Source organism: Methylococcus sp. EFPC2 (assembly GCF_016925495.1).
In the GTDB taxonomy this organism is placed as follows: domain Bacteria; phylum Pseudomonadota; class Gammaproteobacteria; order Methylococcales; family Methylococcaceae; genus EFPC2.
The window spans coordinates 4,127,303-4,143,614 of record NZ_CP070491.1; the positions used below are offsets into that span (position 1 = coordinate 4,127,303).

Here is a 16,312-nt window from a genome sequence, read left to right on the forward strand (position 1 = left end):
GGGTTCCGCCGGATGGGATCCCTCCAGCGGCTCGCCTGTCGGCATCCGCCTTATGCGTTGGTTGACATCCCCCTGATCTGGGCGGAGTATCGTGCCGACCGATGGCATCGGCTCGAACTCTTCGCTCAAAGGAGTAGCGGATTCATCTCCTCCAGCCAATGGCAGCCGAAGCTGCATTTGTCGGGCAGGCGCCGAAGCGGATGGCATGAACCGCACGAGGCTCTTTGAATCGGTCTCCAGCATCACAAAACGAGGCTACTGCTCTGCGCCTGCCTCGGATATCGGGTAGGTCAAGTTAGTCGTCCTTCTGAAGTAAAGGGGAGTCATCATGTCCGTCCTGAACAAGAAACGTCTCTATTCCTTACTCGCAGCACTGCTGGTTTGCAGCGCTTCCTCATCCGCGTGGGCCAGACCCAATATGTGGTGGGATCATTTTGAGTCGGCGACACCGAACCAGACTGAATGTGTCAAACAGGCCGAAACCATACTCAACGCCGAAAAGGTCGGTCAACTGACCAGCGATGCGGATTCCGTGCGCGCCTGGAGCGAAAAGAGCACGGCCGTGGCTGAATGCATCCAGTTCGGCGACAAGCTGATCGTCGCCGTGATCGTCAGCAGCGACGACCCCGTGGCGGGAAATACGGTGTTCAACGCCCTGAGAGCGGCCTTGATGAAGAAATAAGCGACGGGAGCCATGGCATCCCGTCTGGGGGCGGGCATGAATTCATGCCCGCCCTTTTTGCAGTCAGGAGGAAGAGCCGAATGCGGGCTGCTCGCCTTCCCTTTAGGCCGAAATCTTGCGCCGGAGCAAGCCGATCATACCCAGGAGCGGTAATCCGGACATGAGCGAAAACAGCGCCGGCGGTATCGGGACGAGTTGCAGTGACGCACCTGCCGTCGTGGTGGAGAGCGAGGTGCGGAATGTGGAACCGAAGTCCGCATAGGTATCGACGAGGCCGTCTCCCGCGTTTTGCAGGCTGGATGCGCCGGAGAAGAGCACTTCCAGAACGATGGTGTCCCCGACCTTGAACGTTTTATCAAATCCGTCGGCAAGGTCGACAGGGGTTCCGTTCGTGCTGTTTTCCGTGAATCGCCAAGCCGGAATGCCCATGTCCTCCAGAAAGTGCAGGGTGGGTATTTGATCGGACTGGGCCCAATAGGCATCTTCAAGGCGGTTCATCAATACGGCGCCTTTAGCCAAACTAGTCGGGTAGCTGCCGAAAATACCGCTGATATCGATTTGGGCGTGTATGGTTGCCGGCGTGCCCGATTCGAGGCTACCCGTTGCTGAGGTCAACTGATAAATCGATCGGATATAGCCATCGGCGGAAACCAGTCCCCATGTCTGAGGTTCGTAATAGAAGGGATTTGTGCCGGGGAGCGTGACCATCCAGCCGACTTTCTCACCGGTGTTGTGAACGGCTCGCGTATAAAGGCTAATTGTGCCGGCGGCAGGATTCGACGTAACGCTGACTTCTCCGCCCTTTCCACCCGCCTGGATTACCGTGCCGCAATTCGGAGGGATGCAAGATGGTGGGTAGTTGAGTGTAGTGGTTCCAGCGCCTTGTTGCTGATCCTGGTGGACGATCTCGCCCGTGGGTACCCCACCATCGACATAAATCCTGCTGTTGGAAAGGTAGGGCGCGGTCAGCGCATGACTATTTCCGGCAAAAGCGCTAATCCCTAGGACCGTAAGAGCTAAAAACCATCGGCTCAACAAGAGATTTAATTTATTCATGAACGTTCTCCGTGGTGGTTTAAGTTCACGCCGGACGCTTATCCATTTATGACGGAAATGTGGGATGCGGTTCCTACATTCCAATATCATCCTTTTGCTTATTGGTTCAACTGGTTTTCCTCTTCCTCTCTGCGTTTTTCGGCGTCGTTTTTCAATTGCCGTTCTACTCCCTTGGCCTTCTCCAGTGGTGCATCCATCTCTTCATAGAGGGTCGTATCTTTGGACGGAGGTATTTCCCGGGATTCCTGTTCTTTTCCAGAGCAGGCAGCCAGCGCCCAAGCCGTGATCCAGACGAATTCGCGTAGATTTTTCATCGGTTCGTCCTCTTGCTGCGTGGTTGTCGTCGGGGTCGACCACCCGGTTGAACATGGTTGTCTGCGGAGCGGTGTCAACGGATTTCGTCGACATCCCCGGCAGAGGGAAGGCAAGCGGATGCCAGACTACGCCTTTTTCACGAATTCCGCTTTCAAACCCATGGCGCCGACGCCGTCGATCTTGCAGTCGATGTCGTGGTCGCCTTCGACCAGGCGGATGTTCTTCCCCTTGGTGCCGCCTTGACCACTAGCGAAGAGCCCTTTCACCTTCAGATCCTTGATTACGTGATCGTATGGCCGTCGTAGAGTACGGTGCCATAGGCATCGCGCACCACATGTCCCCGTTCGGAGCCTTCCGCCGCTTCCTCTCTTGCCCATTCATGTTGGGCCTTCTTGGTTATGGGGCAATGGGAAATTCAGACTCTATGGTGCGGAACCTGCGTTATCGGGTTCCGCCGCATGTGAGTATTCCGGCGGATAGCCTGCCGGCATCCGCTTTTCGCAGTGACGTACTATTTGGAGTTAATGTTGGGGTCATGAACTTCAAACGATGTGGTAAAACCGCTCAGGATTATGTGGAACAAATGAAATGCCTCATTTATCCATTCATCTACAAAGCAAGTTACTTTTATAAAGTCCCCTTCTACGCCGTTGTATATATTGTCGATCAGGAGGTCCGGGTCATTCGGGATGTATGCCGGCTGCGTCAAGATATACTGGTCCACCGCAATCGGGTCCTTAAGTGAGTCAGGGACCGTTGGTATAGGGCCGACGTATAAACCATGCTTGTGAATCAAGTTGTTCCTATATCGAACAACTAATTTGAACCATTCCCGTTGACTGTGAAGCTGTTTGGTCAGATCAGGATTGACCTTATCCAAGCAGTTTATAAAGCTTTGTTTGTCCAAGGCGATTCCGCTTCCACGTTGCTCTAACGCATAAGACTCATTTAGAAATACCGCACACGCATCAAGGAATGATTTGGTCATAAAGACGTATGCGTACGTATGATAGTGAATAAAGAACTTTTTCTCGCGATCTCTTCTTGATTCGCTCTCGGTAATCTGATCTTGGGCAAGGGCCAGAAATGAAAACTTCTCGACAATGTCCTCTACTATCGTAGCGAATTTTCTCAGCCGACCGCCGCCATAGAGCATGTCATGCAGTTTCTCCCAGTAGTCTGGCTTTTGTTGGACAAATGGAGCTAGATATGTGTTTGAAAACAGAAAGTCGAATTTTCCGTTAGGAGGTCCCTCTTTGCGTGCGATTATCATTGCGCCCCGAATAATTCGGGAATACTCAGTTGTCATTCGAATCTAGCACTTGTGGGAAAATGGGATATTGTGCCGGCCGGTTTCGCCGCATTCCTGAGTTTATTGTTCCGACCGCCTCTCTTCTTCCTTTTTTCGTTGCTCGGCTTCCTGTTCCAGTAGCTGTTCCACTCCTTTGGCTTTTTCCAGCGGTGCGTTGACGTCCCGGTACAGCGCTTTATGTTCGGCGTTCTGCGGAGGTTCCGGCTCCCTGCCGGAGCAGGCGGCGAGCGACAAGGCCGCAATCCAGATGATACTGCGTGGGCTTTTCACCGCATCGTCCTCCTGCACTGTTTGTTTCGGAAATTCGGCAGTTGGTAAACCGCTGGCGCCATACGGCGGATCGCCCTTACGGGCATCCGCCCTACAGACTATCTGCCGCGAAATCCGCCAACCGTGAACGCTCTCCGCGGCGCAGGGTGATGTGGGCGCCGTGCGGCCAGTTCTTGAAGCGGTCGACCACGTAGGTCAGGCCGGAGGTGGTGGCGGTGAGATAAGGCGTGTCGATCTGGCCGATGTTGCCCAGGCAGACGATCTTGGTGCCGGGGCCGGCGCGGGTGATGAGGGTCTTCATCTGCTTGGAGGTGAGGTTTTGCGCCTCGTCCAGGATCAGATAGCGGTTGAGGAAGGTGCGTCCGCGCATGAAGTTGAGCGAGCGCACCTTGACCCGGTTCAGCAGCAGGCTTTGGGTGGTCTGCTTTTCCCATTCGCTGCCCTCGCCCTGGGTGTTGAGCAACTCCAGGTTGTCGAGCAGGGCGCCCATCCACGGGGTCATCTTTTCTTCCTCGGTGCCGGGCAAAAAGCCGATGTCCTCGCCTACGGGGATGGTTTCGCGGGTCATCACGATTTCCTTGTAGACCTTGTCGTCCACGCTCTGCGCGAGTCCCGCTGCCAGGGTGAGCAGGGTCTTGCCGGTGCCGGCGGTGCCCAGCAGGGTGACGAAGTCGATCTCCGGGTCCATCAGCACGTTGAAGGCGAAATTCTGCTCGCGGTTGCGCGCTTGTATACCCCAGACGTTGTGCTGCGGGTTGCGGAAATCGCGGGCGAGCTCGATGACCGCGCCACCGTTTTCGCGGCTGCGCACGATGGCTTCGAAGTTGGACTCGTCCGGCAGGTAGAGAAACTGGTTGATGTGCCATTCGCGCACCAGCGGGCCGGCCACCCGGTAAAAGGTATGCCCGCGGTGATCCTGCCAGGATTCCATCTTGTTGCCGTGGGTAGCCCAGAAGTCGAGCGGCAGTTCGGCCGCGCCGCTGTACAGCAGGTTGATGTCGTCCAGGACCTGGTCGCTGTGGTAGTCCTCCGCGCGCAGGCCCAGCACCGAGGCCTTGATGCGCATGTTGATGTCTTTCGACACCAAAACCACCTGGGTGTCCGGATATTCCTTGGCCAGGGCTAGCACGGTCGCCAGGATGGAGTTGTCGGCCACGCCGCCGGGCAGGCTTTCCGGCAGCACCGATGTCATGCGGCTGACCTGGAAGAACAAGCGGCCGGTGCTGCGTTCGTCGATGCGGGCGGCGTATTCGATCTGGGTCAGCGGGATACCGTCGCTGATGGTGCCGAGATCGGCATGCTGGATCAGTTCATCCAGGAATCGACTGGCCTGGCGCGCGTTGCGGGAGACTTCAGACAAGCCCTTCTTGGCGTGGTCCAGCTCTTCCAGCACGATCATCGGGATATAGATGTCGTGTTCCTGGAAGCGGAACAAGGCGGAGGGGTCGTGCATCAGCACGTTGGTGTCGAGGATGAAGAGCTTCTTTTCGTGGTCGTTGGGGCTCATGGTCGTCCGGCGTCGATTAGGAAAGGGCTGCTGTGGATATCCAGGCTCGTTGCGCCGGAAGCGGTGTGGCAGGTCGGGTTACGCATGAGTGGCCGTAACCCGGCGATCCGGCTTGTGTTTAGGTTACGCCATGGAAGGGTCGCGGCTAAAGCGGCCGTTTGCGATGGGCGCCGCCAACCCGACCTACGAGGCTTGCTCCAACTCGTGCAGGGTTTGCAGCACGGCTTGCGCGTGGCCTTTGACGCTGACCTTGCGCCATTCCCTGGCGATGTTGCCGTCGCGGTCGATCAGAAAAGTGCTGCGCTCGATGCCGCGCACCTGCTTGCCGTACATATTTTTGAGCTTGATGACGTCGAACAGTCCGCACAGCGTTTCGTCGGCGTCGGAGATCAGCTCGAAGGAAAGTTGCTGTTTGCTCTTGAAGTTCTCGTGCGATTTCAGACTGTCGCGCGAGATGCCGTAAATCTCTGCGTCCAGGGCCGCGAACTCGCCGGCCAGGTCGCGGAAGTCCTGGCCTTCCGTAGTGCAGCCGGGGGTGCTGTCCTTGGGGTAGAAATAGAGGATGACGTTGCGGCCCTTGAGATCGGACAGCTTGACGGTTTTGCCGCTGGTGGCCGGAGCGGAGAAGTCGGGTGCCGGGGTGCTCATGCGGGGCTCCTAGGAGGTTAGCGTTTGACCGGCTCCAGGATCGCGTCGAGGTTCTGGTGGTCGCAAAACTCCAGGAATTCGTCGCGCAAGGAGACGATCTTGAGACTGATGGGTATCTTCACGATCATGTGCGCCAGAAACAGCGGCGCGCCGCTGTAAGGCGCGGGATAGCGGCTGGTACTCAGGTCCATGACCTTGATGCCGCGTTCCAGGAAAAACCCGGCCAACTCATGGATGTTGTCGATCTGGTCGCTGGCGAAGATGTCCACCGCATAGGGAACCACTTGGTCCGGTTCGGGGATCTCCTCGCTGGCGCGCAAGGTGTGTATCTTCAGCTTCAGGCGGGTGGCCAGGGCTTCCAGCGCATTCTCCAGCTTGACGATATGGTTCCAGTTGCCGTCCACCAGCAGATGGGCGGCGAATTCGGTGCCCAGCTCCGTGACGCGGCTTTCCAGGATGTGGCACTTACAATCTTTGAGGGCGCGGGTGAGTTCCACGATCAGGTCGGGGCGGTCTTCCCCGAGCGCGGTGATGACGAGCTGCATGGCGAATCTGCTTTATGAAGGGGCTGGTAAAACGAGAGGCCAGTGTATCACTTTTGACCACCGCTCTGGCCAGGCGCCGCGCGGTTGTCAGGGGCGCCGGGCACACGTTACCATGCCGCTTTTATCAGGCTGGAATAGACATCGCATGATACAAGGTAGCATGGTCGCGCTGGTGACGCCGATGGAGGCCGACGGCGCGCCGGACGTCGCGAGTTTGCGCAGGCTGGTCGAGTTTCATCTCGAACAGGGGACGGACGCCATCGTCGCCGTGGGTACCACGGGCGAGTCGGCGACTCTCGACGAAGACGAGCACTGCGAGGTCATCCGCCTGGTGGTCGAGCAGGTCAAAGGGCGCATCCCGGTGATCGCGGGCACCGGATCCAATTCGACCACCGAGGCCATCAGCCTGACGCGCCGCGCGAAAGAGGTCGGTGCCGATGCCTGCCTGCTGGTGACGCCTTATTACAACAAGCCGACCCAGGAAGGCCTGTACCTGCATCACAAGGCGGTCGCCGAAGCGGTGGAGATACCGCAGATCCTGTACAACGTCCCGGGCCGCACGGCCTGCGACCTGTTGCCGGAAACCGCCGCGCGCCTGTCGCAGGTGCCCAACATCATCGGCATCAAGGAAGCGACCGGCAACCTGGATCGGCTCACCGAAATTCTGCGCTTGTCCAAACCCGGTTTTCTGCTCTATTCCGGCGACGACGCCACGGCGTGCGAATTCTGCCTGCGCGGCGGACACGGCGTCATCTCGGTGACGGCGAACGTCGCGCCCCGCTTGATGCACGAGATGATCGCCGCGGCCCGCGCCGGGGATCGCGCCAAGGCCGAGGCCATAGACGCCAAGCTGGCCGGCCTGCATCGCGACTTGTTCATCGAATCCAACCCGATACCGGCCAAGTGGGCCGTCGCCGAATTGGGCCTGATAGGGACGGGCATCCGTTTGCCGCTGACCTGGTTGTCGGAGGACAAGCGCGAGCCGGTTCGCGCCGCCATGCGTCAGGCCGAAGTCGTGAGCGCGTCATGAGTGCGACGAAACCCTTGCTGCGCGTGTTGGTCCTGTTGGGCTTGGCCGGCAGCCTGTCGGCCTGCAGCGTGCTCGAAAGCCTGTTTCCCGACAAGCAGAAGCAGTACCGCTACAGCAGCGATATACCCGCGCTGGAAATTCCTCCGGACCTGACTTCCTCCACCCTCGAAGGAACCAAGGGTGGCGGCGGTCCCCGGCCCTCTTCCCGTGAGGCGGAGGAGGAAAGCCCCCCGTCAGCGGCGGTCGCGGAAGAAAACACAGGTTCGCGCCGGGCCGCCAGCAAACCGGCGGCCAAGCCCGAAGTGCCCAGGACGACCCTGGCGCAGAGCAACGACAACGCCACCCTGATCGAAGTCGAGGCGCCCTACGCGGAAACCTGGAACGACGTCAGCCGCGCGCTGGGGCGTCTCGAGGTCGAACTGACCGACCAGAACCGGTCCGACGGCGTGTTTTACGTCTATTACGGCGGCACTTCGCCCAAGCCCAAGGAAGGCGACAGCAGTTTGTGGCAGGACCTCAAGTCGATGTTCTCCAACGAAGAAAAGGCCAGCGAATATCACGTGAAGCTGGAGGAGGCCGGCGACGTCACCAATGTCTTCGTGCTCGACGCTTCGGGCAAGTCGGTATCCGAGGGTCCCGGCTACGAGTTGCTGCAGCGGCTGAACGAAACGCTTCGGACCCTGGACCAGCCGGAAAGCGAAGCCGAAGGACGCAAGGACAAAGGCGAATAACCGGCGCCAAGCGCAGCGGAGGCGGACGATACCCGGTCCCATAGTCATAGCCAGCGGGGCACCATGATCTTCAAGTTAAGCGGCGCGCGCGCCCTCTCCTCATTCCGCCTGGAAAAACTGCTGGGCGAACTCAGGGGCGTCGAGCCCGGTATCGCCGAACTGCATGCCAGCTTCGTGCATTTCGTCGAAACCTCGCGCGAACTGGCCCCGCCCGAGCTGGCCGTGCTGGAGCCCCTGCTCGATTACGGCGCCAAGGCCGAACCCTGCGCCTTCGGCGGGGAATATTTCCTGGTCGTGCCCCGGCTCGGCACCCTCTCGCCCTGGTCCAGCAAGGCGACCGACATCGCCCGGCATTGCGGCCTGGATGCCGTGCTGCGCATCGAGCGCGGGATCGAGTATTGCCTGAGGACCGAGGTCGAGCTCAGCCATTCCAGGCGCGAAGCCGTCAAGGCCTTGTTGCACGACCGCATGACCCAGGTCGTGCTGGGCCGCGGCCAGCACGATCAGATCTTCCGTCACCAGCCCCCTGCGCCGCTTGACTACGTGCCACTGCTGCAGGAAGGGCGCTGGGCCCTGGTCAAGGCCAACAGCGGGTTAGGCCTGGCCTTGTCGGAGGACGAGCTGGACTATCTCGAACAAAGCTACACCGCGCTGAACCGCAATCCCACCGATGTGGAATTGATGATGTTCGCCCAGGCCAACTCGGAACATTGCCGCCACAAGATATTCAATGCGTCCTGGCGCATCGACGGCGAGGAGCAGGCCGAATCGCTGTTCGGCATGATCCGCAACACCGCGCGCAAGAGTCCCGCCGGCATCATTTCGGCCTACAAGGACAATGCCTCCATCATCGAAGGGCCCAAGGCCCAAGTGTTTCTGCGCGACCCGCAGAGTCTGGAATACGGCTATGTGGAGGAGTCCGCCCACATCCTGATGAAGGTGGAGACCCACAATCATCCCACCGCTATTTCGCCACATCCGGGCGCGGCCACCGGGTCCGGCGGCGAGATCCGCGACGAAGGCGCGACCGGGCGGGGATCGTGGACCAAGGCCGGATTGACCGGCTTCACGGTGTCCGATCTGCGCATCCCGGGTTATGTCCAGCCGTGGGAAAGCGATCACGGCAAGCCCGGCCGCATCGCCTCGGCGCTGGACATCATGCTGGAAGGTCCGGTCGGCGGCGCGGCCTTCAACAACGAGTTCGGCCGGCCCAACATCGCCGGCTATTTCCGCACCTTCGAGCAGCGCGACCCGCAAGGCGAAGGGCTGTGGGGTTACCACAAACCCATCATGATCGCCGGCGGCATGGGCCAGATCCGGCCCATGCATACGGCCAAGGAGGGCATACCGGCCGGCTCCGCCATCGTGGTGCTGGGCGGGCCGGCCATGCTCATCGGCCTGGGCGGCGGCGCCGCGTCGTCGCAAGCGTCCGGCGAGAGCGCCGAGTCGCTCGATTTCGCTTCCGTCCAGCGCGAGAATCCCGAGATGCAGCGGCGCGCGCAGGAGGTCATCAACCGCTGCGTAGCCCTGGGTACGGCCAATCCCATCGTCTCCATACACGACGTCGGTGCCGGCGGGCTTTCCAACGCGGTGCCGGAAATCATCCACGATGCGGGCCGTGGCGGCCGCTTCGAATTGCGCCGGGTGCCGAACGACGAGCCGAGCATGTCGCCCCTGCAAATCTGGTGCAACGAAGCCCAGGAACGCTATGTGCTGGCCATCGCGCCCGAATCGGTCGCGTTGTTCGATGAGTTTTGCCGGCGCGAGCGTTGTCCTTACGCGGTGCTTGGCCATGCCACCGACGAGGAGCAACTTATCCTCAGCGACGAAGTGTTCGGCAACCGGCCCATCAACATCCCGATGTCCCTGCTGTTCGGCAAGCCGCCCAAGATGGCCCGCGACGTGCGGCGCGTTGCTCCCAGCCTGCCCGAGCTGGACCTGCGCACCGTCGAGATCGCCGATGCCGCGCGCCGGGTGCTGGCTTTCCCCGCCGTGGCGGACAAGAGCTTTTTGATCCACATCGGCGACCGCTCGGTGGGCGGCCTGGTGGCCCGCGACCAGATGGTCGGCCCCTGGCAGGTACCGGTCGCCGACGTCGGCGTCACGGCGTCGGGTTTCCACGCCTATACCGGCGAGGCCATGGCCATGGGCGAGCGGACGCCCCTGGCCGTGATCGACGCCCCGGCCTCCGGCCGCATGGCCATCGCCGAGGCGCTGACCAACCTGGCTGCGGCGCGTATTGGACGACTGGGCGACGTCAAGCTTTCGGCCAACTGGATGGCGGCCGCCGGCGCGCCCGGCGAAGACGCGCGGCTGTACGACACCGTCAAGGCGGTCGGCCTGGAATTGTGTCCGGATCTGGGCATCGCCATCCCCGTCGGCAAGGATTCGCTGTCCATGAAGACCGTATGGAGGGAGGGGGAGCGCGAAAATAACATGACCTCGCCGCTTTCGCTCATCGTCACGGCCTTCGCCCCGGTGCTGGACGTGCGCCGGACCCTCACACCGGAGCTGAAGCTGAATGCCGGCCCGAGCCGCCTGGTGCTGATCGATCTCGGGTTCGGACGCAACCGTCTGGGCGGTTCGGTGCTGGCCCAGGTCTACGGGCAGATTGGCAACCGGGCTCCCGACCTGGATGATCCCGTCCGCCTCAAGGCGTTTTTCGCGGCTATCCAGTCGCTCAATGCGGACGGCTTGCTGCTGGCCTACCACGATCGCTCCGACGGCGGTCTGTGGGCCACCCTGTGCGAGATGGCCTTCGCCGCCCGCAGCGGTGTGGAGCTCAGCCTGGACGGGCTGGGCGACGACCCTTACGCGGCGCTGTTCAACGAGGAATTGGGCGCGCTGATCCAGGTCGCCGAGGACAAGCTCGCCGAGGTGCTGGAAAGGCTGAAACAGGCCGGTCTGGAGGGTGCCGTCCATGTCGTCGGCGCGCCGCGCGCCGACCGCCGCATCGTGGTGACCCGGCAGGGCGGCGTCTGGTACCAGGAGGCGCGAAGCGCTCTGCAGAGCCTGTGGTCGGAAACCAGCTACCGCATGCAGGCGCTGCGCGATCATCCGGAGTGCGCGCGCAGCGAACATGACGCGGTGGCCGACGATCTCGATCCCGGTCGCTACAGTCGTCTGACTTTCGATCTCAACGAAGACGTGGCGGCGCCTTTCCTGAATCTGTCGCGCCCGCGCGTGGCCATCCTGCGTGAACAGGGCGTCAACGGCCATGTCGAAATGGCGGCGGCCTTCGAACGCGCCGGTTTCGCCAGCGTCGACGTGCACATGAACGACCTGGTGGTCGGTACGGTCAGCCTCGCCGATTTCAAGGGGCTGGCCGCCTGCGGCGGCTTTTCCTTCGGCGACGTGCTGGGGGCGGGCGGCGGTTGGGCCAAGTCCATCCTGTTCAACGAGCATTTGTACGACGAGTTCGCCGCGTTCTTCTCGCGCTCCGACAGCTTCGGCCTGGGCGTCTGCAACGGCTGCCAGATGATGGCCCATTTGCGCGAACTGGTGCCGGGGGCGGGCCTGTGGCCGCATTTCGCCCGCAACACGTCGGAACAGTTTGAAGCCCGCGTGGTCCTGGTCGAGGTGCTCGAATCGCCCTCGCTGTTCTTCGCCGGCATGGCAGGTTCGGTTCTGCCGGTGGTCGTCGCGCACGGCGAGGGCCGGGCGGATTTCCGCGCCGATCCGGCCCAGGCGGTCGAGCGCCGGCAGGCAGCTTTGCGCTATGTCGATCACTACGGCAAGCCGACCGAGACCTTCCCGTACAACCCCAACGGATCGCCGCTGGGCATCACCGCGCTGACCAACGAGGATGGCCGATTCACCATCATGATGCCGCATCCGGAGCGTTGTTTCCGTAGCGTGCAGAACTCCTGGCGTTCGGCCGAATGGGGCGAATACGGGCCGTGGATGCGCATGTTCCGCAACGCGCGGGCCTGGGTGGGCTAGGCTTAAGGCGCAGGCGTGCCCATCCAACGGACGGCGCTGGAGGCTTGAAAACCTCCCCCGGGTCATCCATATAGGACACGCATTTCCTTTAACCGACCGGAGATCGCTATGACCACCCGATACGAACCTCTGAGCCTGCTCAATCTGTTGCAACGTGAACTGGAGCGTTCCGGCGAGTCCGGTCATGGCGGACCGGAGCCCCACAGCAGCGCGGCCACCGCGGAATGGACCCCGGCGGTGGACATCAAGGAAGAAATCGATTGTTATCGCTTGCTGGCCGACCTGCCCGGCGTGAGCCCGGATGCCATCGATGTGACGATGGAAAACGGCATCCTTACCCTGAGAGGCGAACGGGTCACCGAAGCCCGCGCCAACCGCGAGGGATACAAGCGCATCGAGCGGGTCTACGGCAGCTTTTATCGCCGCTTCTCCCTGCCCGATACGGCCGACGCGGAAGGCATCGCCGCCCGTTACACCAACGGCGTGCTGGAAATCGTCATCCCCAAGAAAACCGCGCGCCAACCCAAGAAGATCGTGGTGGTGGGCGAGTCCTGATTCCACCCACCAGGCCTGCCTGGATGTCAGGCGTGCGAGTCGTACGCTAACGGAGAGGGGCGCAGGCCCCTCTTCCTCGTTTTGGATCGATCTAAGTCCCCATGCACGCTTTGACCCTGATACGCGCACGTTCCACCTGGCTGAAGCTCCACCTCTGGCTAGCCCTGGGCGTGGGTTTTTTCTATTCCCTCATCGGTTTGTCGGGCAGCCTGCTGGTTTATGGCGATGGGCTGGACGCGCTCCTGAATCCACGCCTCACATTGAGCGCAACGCCGCGTGAGCCCCTGCCGCTGGACCGCATCCTGGCGGCGGTGAAGGCGGCCCAGCCCGGCCGGCTGGGACCCTGGACCCTGGAGTTGCCACGTCGCCCGGACGGCATGATCACCGCCTGGTACGAACGGCCCAAGGAGACGCGCGAAGCCTATTACGCGCCGCTGATGGTTGCGGTCAATCCTTACACGGCCGAGGTCGTCGCCGGCCGTTTCTGGGGCGAAACCGCCGTGACCTGGGTTTACCGCCTGCACGCCGAAATGCATATGGGCGGTTTCGGCGCCAACTTGATCGGTGTGCTGGGTCTGGTGTTGAGCGTATCGGTCGTCAGCGGCCTGGTGCTGTGGTGGCCGGGGGTCGCCGGCCTGAGCCGGGCCTTTGCGGTGCGCCACGACGGAGGGCTGCGCCGCATGCTGGTCGATCTCCATCGCTTGCTGGGCGTGCTGGGCAGTCTGTTCCTGCTGCTGCTCGCGCTGACCGGGTTCCATCTGGTTTTTCCGGGATTGATGGAAGGTTTCCTGGGCGCCAGCGCCATGGGTCATGGCGAAGACATCAGGACCGTGCGCAGCACGGCGGCTCAGAACGACAATCCGGTCAAAATGCAGGAGGCCGTTCTTCTGGCGCGGGGCTTGTTTCCCCGCGGCGAAGTGCGCCGGGTCACCGAACCGGACGGCGCGGCCGGCACCTACCGGATCGAACTGCTGCAGCGCGAGGAGCCTTACAGCCGTCATCCCGCCACCTGGATCTGGGTCGACCGCTGGAGCGGGCAGATCCGCGAGGCGCAAAATCCGCGCATGTTCAGCGAAGGCGAGCGCTGGCTCAGCCGCATCTGGCCCCTGCATACCGGCGAGGCCTTGGGCGGCGCGGGACGCTTGCTTTGGTTCGTCGTCGGTTTGCTGCCCCTGACCCTGTATCTCAGCGGCCTGGTCTACTGGCTGATCGGACGCGGAGTGCTGCGCGATGCGGCGGTGGACTTCCGGCGCTGGGGGACGCGCGGGCTGGCGTTGCTGCACGCCGTCCGGAACCTGGGTTTGCGCGCTTATCCCCATCTGCTGGCGGGCTGGCGGCGTCTGCTCCGGCTGTTGGCCGACATCCGGCGGGGATGACCGTGGCGCGATTCGTCCGCTACGGCCGCGGTCCCTAAGCGGACAGCCGCGCCACCGCCGAGTCCCTACTGCAAGCCTTGGTCGAACGGCAAGATCGGGGCGTTTCTGCCTTCCGCGCCCACGGCGTCTATGGTCAGGAATTCGTCCTGGCCCAACTGCTCGGACAATTCATGTCCTGGCGCCACCGACACGTTGTCGCCAACGTGGCCGTGCGGAACCTTGATTTCCGGATGATCGAAAGGCGCGCGTTCGTAGCGTACCCGGTCGTCGGTCAGGGTCTTCAAGAAGGCGATCAGGTCGGCGCGGCGCTCCGCCGAAGTGGCCATCTCGCCCGAACCGACCACGAAGCCGAAATTTTTGCCGGCCGTCTCGACATTCCCGCCCCGCGCATAGAACTCCACGACCTGATCCAGGGTCGCCATGCCGCCGTTGTGCATATAGGGCCCGGTCAGTTCCACGTTCCTCAGGCCGGGTATCTTGAACGCGCCGCTCATCACGGCCAGCGTTCTGGCACTGGTCGTCTTGGCGAGTTCGGCCCGGGCCGCGGCCTGGGTCGGCTGGTAGCCCCAGGACGGCGTGGCGCATCCTTCCGTGCCTGGTGCCTGCGGCAGGATGCCCTCCGCGCGGGTGAACATCTTCGCCGTCGGGCCGTCGATGTTCAGGGCGAAGGGGAGCTGAAAGTCGCAGGGCCTGACGGCCGCGACCGGGGCGTCGTAAACGCCGGCGCCATTGCCCGCCAGGTACTGCAGATACTGGAGACTGAACGACAGCGGGTGGCCGAAGGCGTCCACGTCGCCCAGGCCGATATCGGCTTCGGCCGGCGTGACGCCGGTCGAGGTGAAACCGGTGTCGCTCAGGGTGGAGCCGGCATTGCTGAGGAAGCGGTTGACGACATTGTTCGAGGTCACGATCCTGAACGCTTCGTTGCCGTAAGCCTCGGGGTGCGTCTTCGCCAGTTGCGCGTTGGTGGCCACGGTGGCCGCGCTGAACGTCGGCCCGACATGGCATAAGGCGCAATGATCGTTGCGGAATTGATCCAGCCCGCGCAATTCCGCCGCCGTGAGATCGATGGGCAGGCCGTCCGCGTTGCGGGCGCTGCGGTCGAAAGGGGAGTCGTCCGAGATCAGGGTGGACTCGTACAACTGGATGGCCAGGCCGAAAAACAGGGTGAAATTGGCCTCCATCTGGCTGTAGGCCGGCTGGCCGGCTGCGCTGGGTTGGCCGAATACGTCGCGCTTGGCATAAGACCAGTATTTCCGGTTAAAAGCCTCCATGATCAGCATGCGATAGCTGGTGTCGAGTCCGGGCAGGGCTGCGCCGGTCGCACCGAATACGCTGAAGCTCAATGGGCCCAGTACGCTGTCGCGCGGGTGCACTTTCTGATTTTCCAGCGGCCTGCGATCCAGCAGTTTGCGGGCCAGATCCTTGAAGCTGCGTTGCCGGCAACTCATTTCCGTATCGTTCAAGGGCGGCGCGACCGCAACCGAGGCGAGCGAGGCGTTGATCAGACGCAAACGCTGTTTCTGCACCGTCGTTTTATCGAGTTTGACCCAGACGCCGGCGTCGGGATCGCGGTCGCCCCAGGGACTGCTGCCGTTGAACACGTTGTTGGCCCGGCCGTCCCAAAAGTTGCGGTGGTTGAAGGCCGCATTGATGACCGTCGGGGCGTTGCGCGGCGCGACCTTGCGCGTTCCGGTCGTGCCGACGTGGAACACCGCGTCCGCCGCCCGGCCGCATACGTCGGCGGCGCTGCCGTCCGTAGGGACGGAAGAAAAGCTTCCGCTGAAGGTGCCGGCGGACGACACGACATCATCGCTCTGGAACACGATGGGCGATGTGGTATCGAAGGTGTTGGCCCGTTGAAAAAACGGGAAGTCGGATTTTTTCAAACGGTAATTCGGGCCGCCGAGGCCGCCGCTGACGGTAGTCTCGAAGCTTAGGGCGGAGGCGGCGGTGGATTTTCCGCCTGGCGCCAACTGGTTCTTGGTCCGGGCGTCGGCTCCGGCATGGAAGTGGCAACTGGCGCATGCGATGCCGTCGCTGCCGACGGCGGTATCCCAAAACAGCGCCTTGCCGAGCGCGACGGCTGTTTTCTTGTCCACCACGATGGGATCGGGGCCGTCCAGCAGGCCCGGAACCGCGGGAGTCGGGACGTTCTTCAGGCTGATGGGTAGCGGGCCGAATCCGCCTGCCAGGGCGGGCATCGTCCCGTTTGCCAGCACGAGAAGGACAAAAGCGTATCGGTGTACAAACCTGGGCAACATGGCGGGACTCCACGAGTTCATTTTTCTAGTTTTCATCGCATCACAGGGTCGGCATGCACAAACAAAAATGCCTCTGCAT

General features: G+C 62.0%; 15 protein-coding genes. 6 read left to right on the top strand and 9 right to left on the bottom strand.

The features are described 5' to 3' along the window. Nucleotides 1-328 precede the first annotated feature (328 nt). Entirely contained in the window at nucleotides 329-682 is a 354-nt protein-coding gene (locus tag JWZ97_RS17715; protein WP_205431880.1) for a hypothetical protein, read from the top strand. Between the two features lie 102 nt (nucleotides 683-784). Here the strand turns inward: JWZ97_RS17715 and JWZ97_RS17720 are convergent, their stop codons facing one another. The 8 genes from JWZ97_RS17720 to JWZ97_RS17755 all read right to left on the bottom strand — a co-directional run bounded on the left by JWZ97_RS17720 (nucleotide 785) and on the right by JWZ97_RS17755 (nucleotide 6,335). Beyond that, a complete protein-coding gene (locus JWZ97_RS17720; RefSeq protein WP_205431881.1) occupies nucleotides 785-1,738 on the bottom strand; it encodes a hypothetical protein in 954 nt (317 codons plus the stop codon). Nucleotides 1,739-1,836: 98 nt separating this feature from the next. Further along, nucleotides 1,837-2,052: a hypothetical protein gene (locus tag JWZ97_RS17725; RefSeq protein WP_205431882.1), complete on the bottom strand. Its 216-nt coding sequence runs from the start codon at nucleotides 2,050-2,052 to the stop codon at nucleotides 1,837-1,839. A 126-nt stretch (nucleotides 2,053-2,178) separates the two neighbouring features. Continuing rightward, a complete protein-coding gene (locus tag JWZ97_RS20400; RefSeq protein WP_371822537.1) occupies nucleotides 2,179-2,319 on the bottom strand; it encodes a PhnA domain-containing protein in 141 nt (46 codons plus the stop codon). Nucleotides 2,320-2,564: 245 nt separating this feature from the next. Beyond that, nucleotides 2,565-3,326, bottom strand: a complete 762-nt coding sequence (locus JWZ97_RS17735) for a Cthe_2314 family HEPN domain-containing protein (protein ID WP_205431884.1) — start codon at nucleotides 3,324-3,326, stop codon at nucleotides 2,565-2,567. A 99-nt stretch (nucleotides 3,327-3,425) separates the two neighbouring features. Continuing rightward, nucleotides 3,426-3,635, bottom strand: a complete 210-nt coding sequence (locus tag JWZ97_RS17740; protein ID WP_205431885.1) for a hypothetical protein — start codon at nucleotides 3,633-3,635, stop codon at nucleotides 3,426-3,428. A gap of 91 nt (nucleotides 3,636-3,726) precedes the next feature. Next, nucleotides 3,727-5,142: a PhoH family protein gene (locus tag JWZ97_RS17745; protein WP_205431893.1), complete on the bottom strand. Its 1,416-nt coding sequence runs from the start codon at nucleotides 5,140-5,142 to the stop codon at nucleotides 3,727-3,729. 183 nt (nucleotides 5,143-5,325) lie between these two features. Continuing rightward, a complete protein-coding gene (locus tag JWZ97_RS17750; RefSeq protein WP_205431895.1) occupies nucleotides 5,326-5,790 on the bottom strand; it encodes a peroxiredoxin in 465 nt (154 codons plus the stop codon). Between the two features lie 17 nt (nucleotides 5,791-5,807). Beyond that, nucleotides 5,808-6,335, bottom strand: coding sequence for a glycine cleavage system protein R (locus JWZ97_RS17755; protein WP_205431899.1), 528 nt, complete (start codon nucleotides 6,333-6,335; stop codon nucleotides 5,808-5,810). A 145-nt stretch (nucleotides 6,336-6,480) separates the two neighbouring features. Between JWZ97_RS17755 and dapA the strand changes: the two genes are divergently transcribed. From dapA to JWZ97_RS17780, 5 genes are all read left to right on the top strand, one after another. Continuing rightward, nucleotides 6,481-7,365 carry a 4-hydroxy-tetrahydrodipicolinate synthase gene (dapA, locus tag JWZ97_RS17760; protein ID WP_205431900.1) on the top strand — a complete coding sequence of 295 codons (885 nt, stop codon included), beginning with the start codon at nucleotides 6,481-6,483 and terminating at the stop codon, nucleotides 7,363-7,365. Further along, on the top strand, nucleotides 7,362-8,096 hold the full coding sequence (gene bamC / locus JWZ97_RS17765; protein ID WP_205431901.1) for an outer membrane protein assembly factor BamC: 735 nt from the start codon (nucleotides 7,362-7,364) through the stop codon (nucleotides 8,094-8,096). Before dapA ends, bamC begins: the two co-directional genes overlap by 4 nt. 66 nt (nucleotides 8,097-8,162) lie before the next feature. Then, nucleotides 8,163-12,038, top strand: coding sequence for a phosphoribosylformylglycinamidine synthase (gene purL, locus JWZ97_RS17770; RefSeq protein WP_371822629.1), 3,876 nt, complete (start codon nucleotides 8,163-8,165; stop codon nucleotides 12,036-12,038). Nucleotides 12,039-12,146: 108 nt separating this feature from the next. Next, nucleotides 12,147-12,593 carry an Hsp20/alpha crystallin family protein gene (locus JWZ97_RS17775; protein ID WP_205431905.1) on the top strand — a complete coding sequence of 149 codons (447 nt, stop codon included), beginning with the start codon at nucleotides 12,147-12,149 and terminating at the stop codon, nucleotides 12,591-12,593. Between the two features lie 101 nt (nucleotides 12,594-12,694). After that, the gene (locus JWZ97_RS17780; protein ID WP_205431907.1) at nucleotides 12,695-13,969 is read left to right on the top strand and encodes a PepSY domain-containing protein; all 1,275 of its coding nucleotides are present in this window, start codon (nucleotides 12,695-12,697) and stop codon (nucleotides 13,967-13,969) included. Between the two features lie 65 nt (nucleotides 13,970-14,034). Here JWZ97_RS17780 and JWZ97_RS17785 read toward each other — a convergent pair whose 3' ends face one another. Then, nucleotides 14,035-16,173, bottom strand: coding sequence for a cytochrome-c peroxidase (locus tag JWZ97_RS17785; protein ID WP_240342389.1), 2,139 nt, complete (start codon nucleotides 16,171-16,173; stop codon nucleotides 14,035-14,037). Nucleotides 16,174-16,312 lie beyond the last annotated feature (139 nt).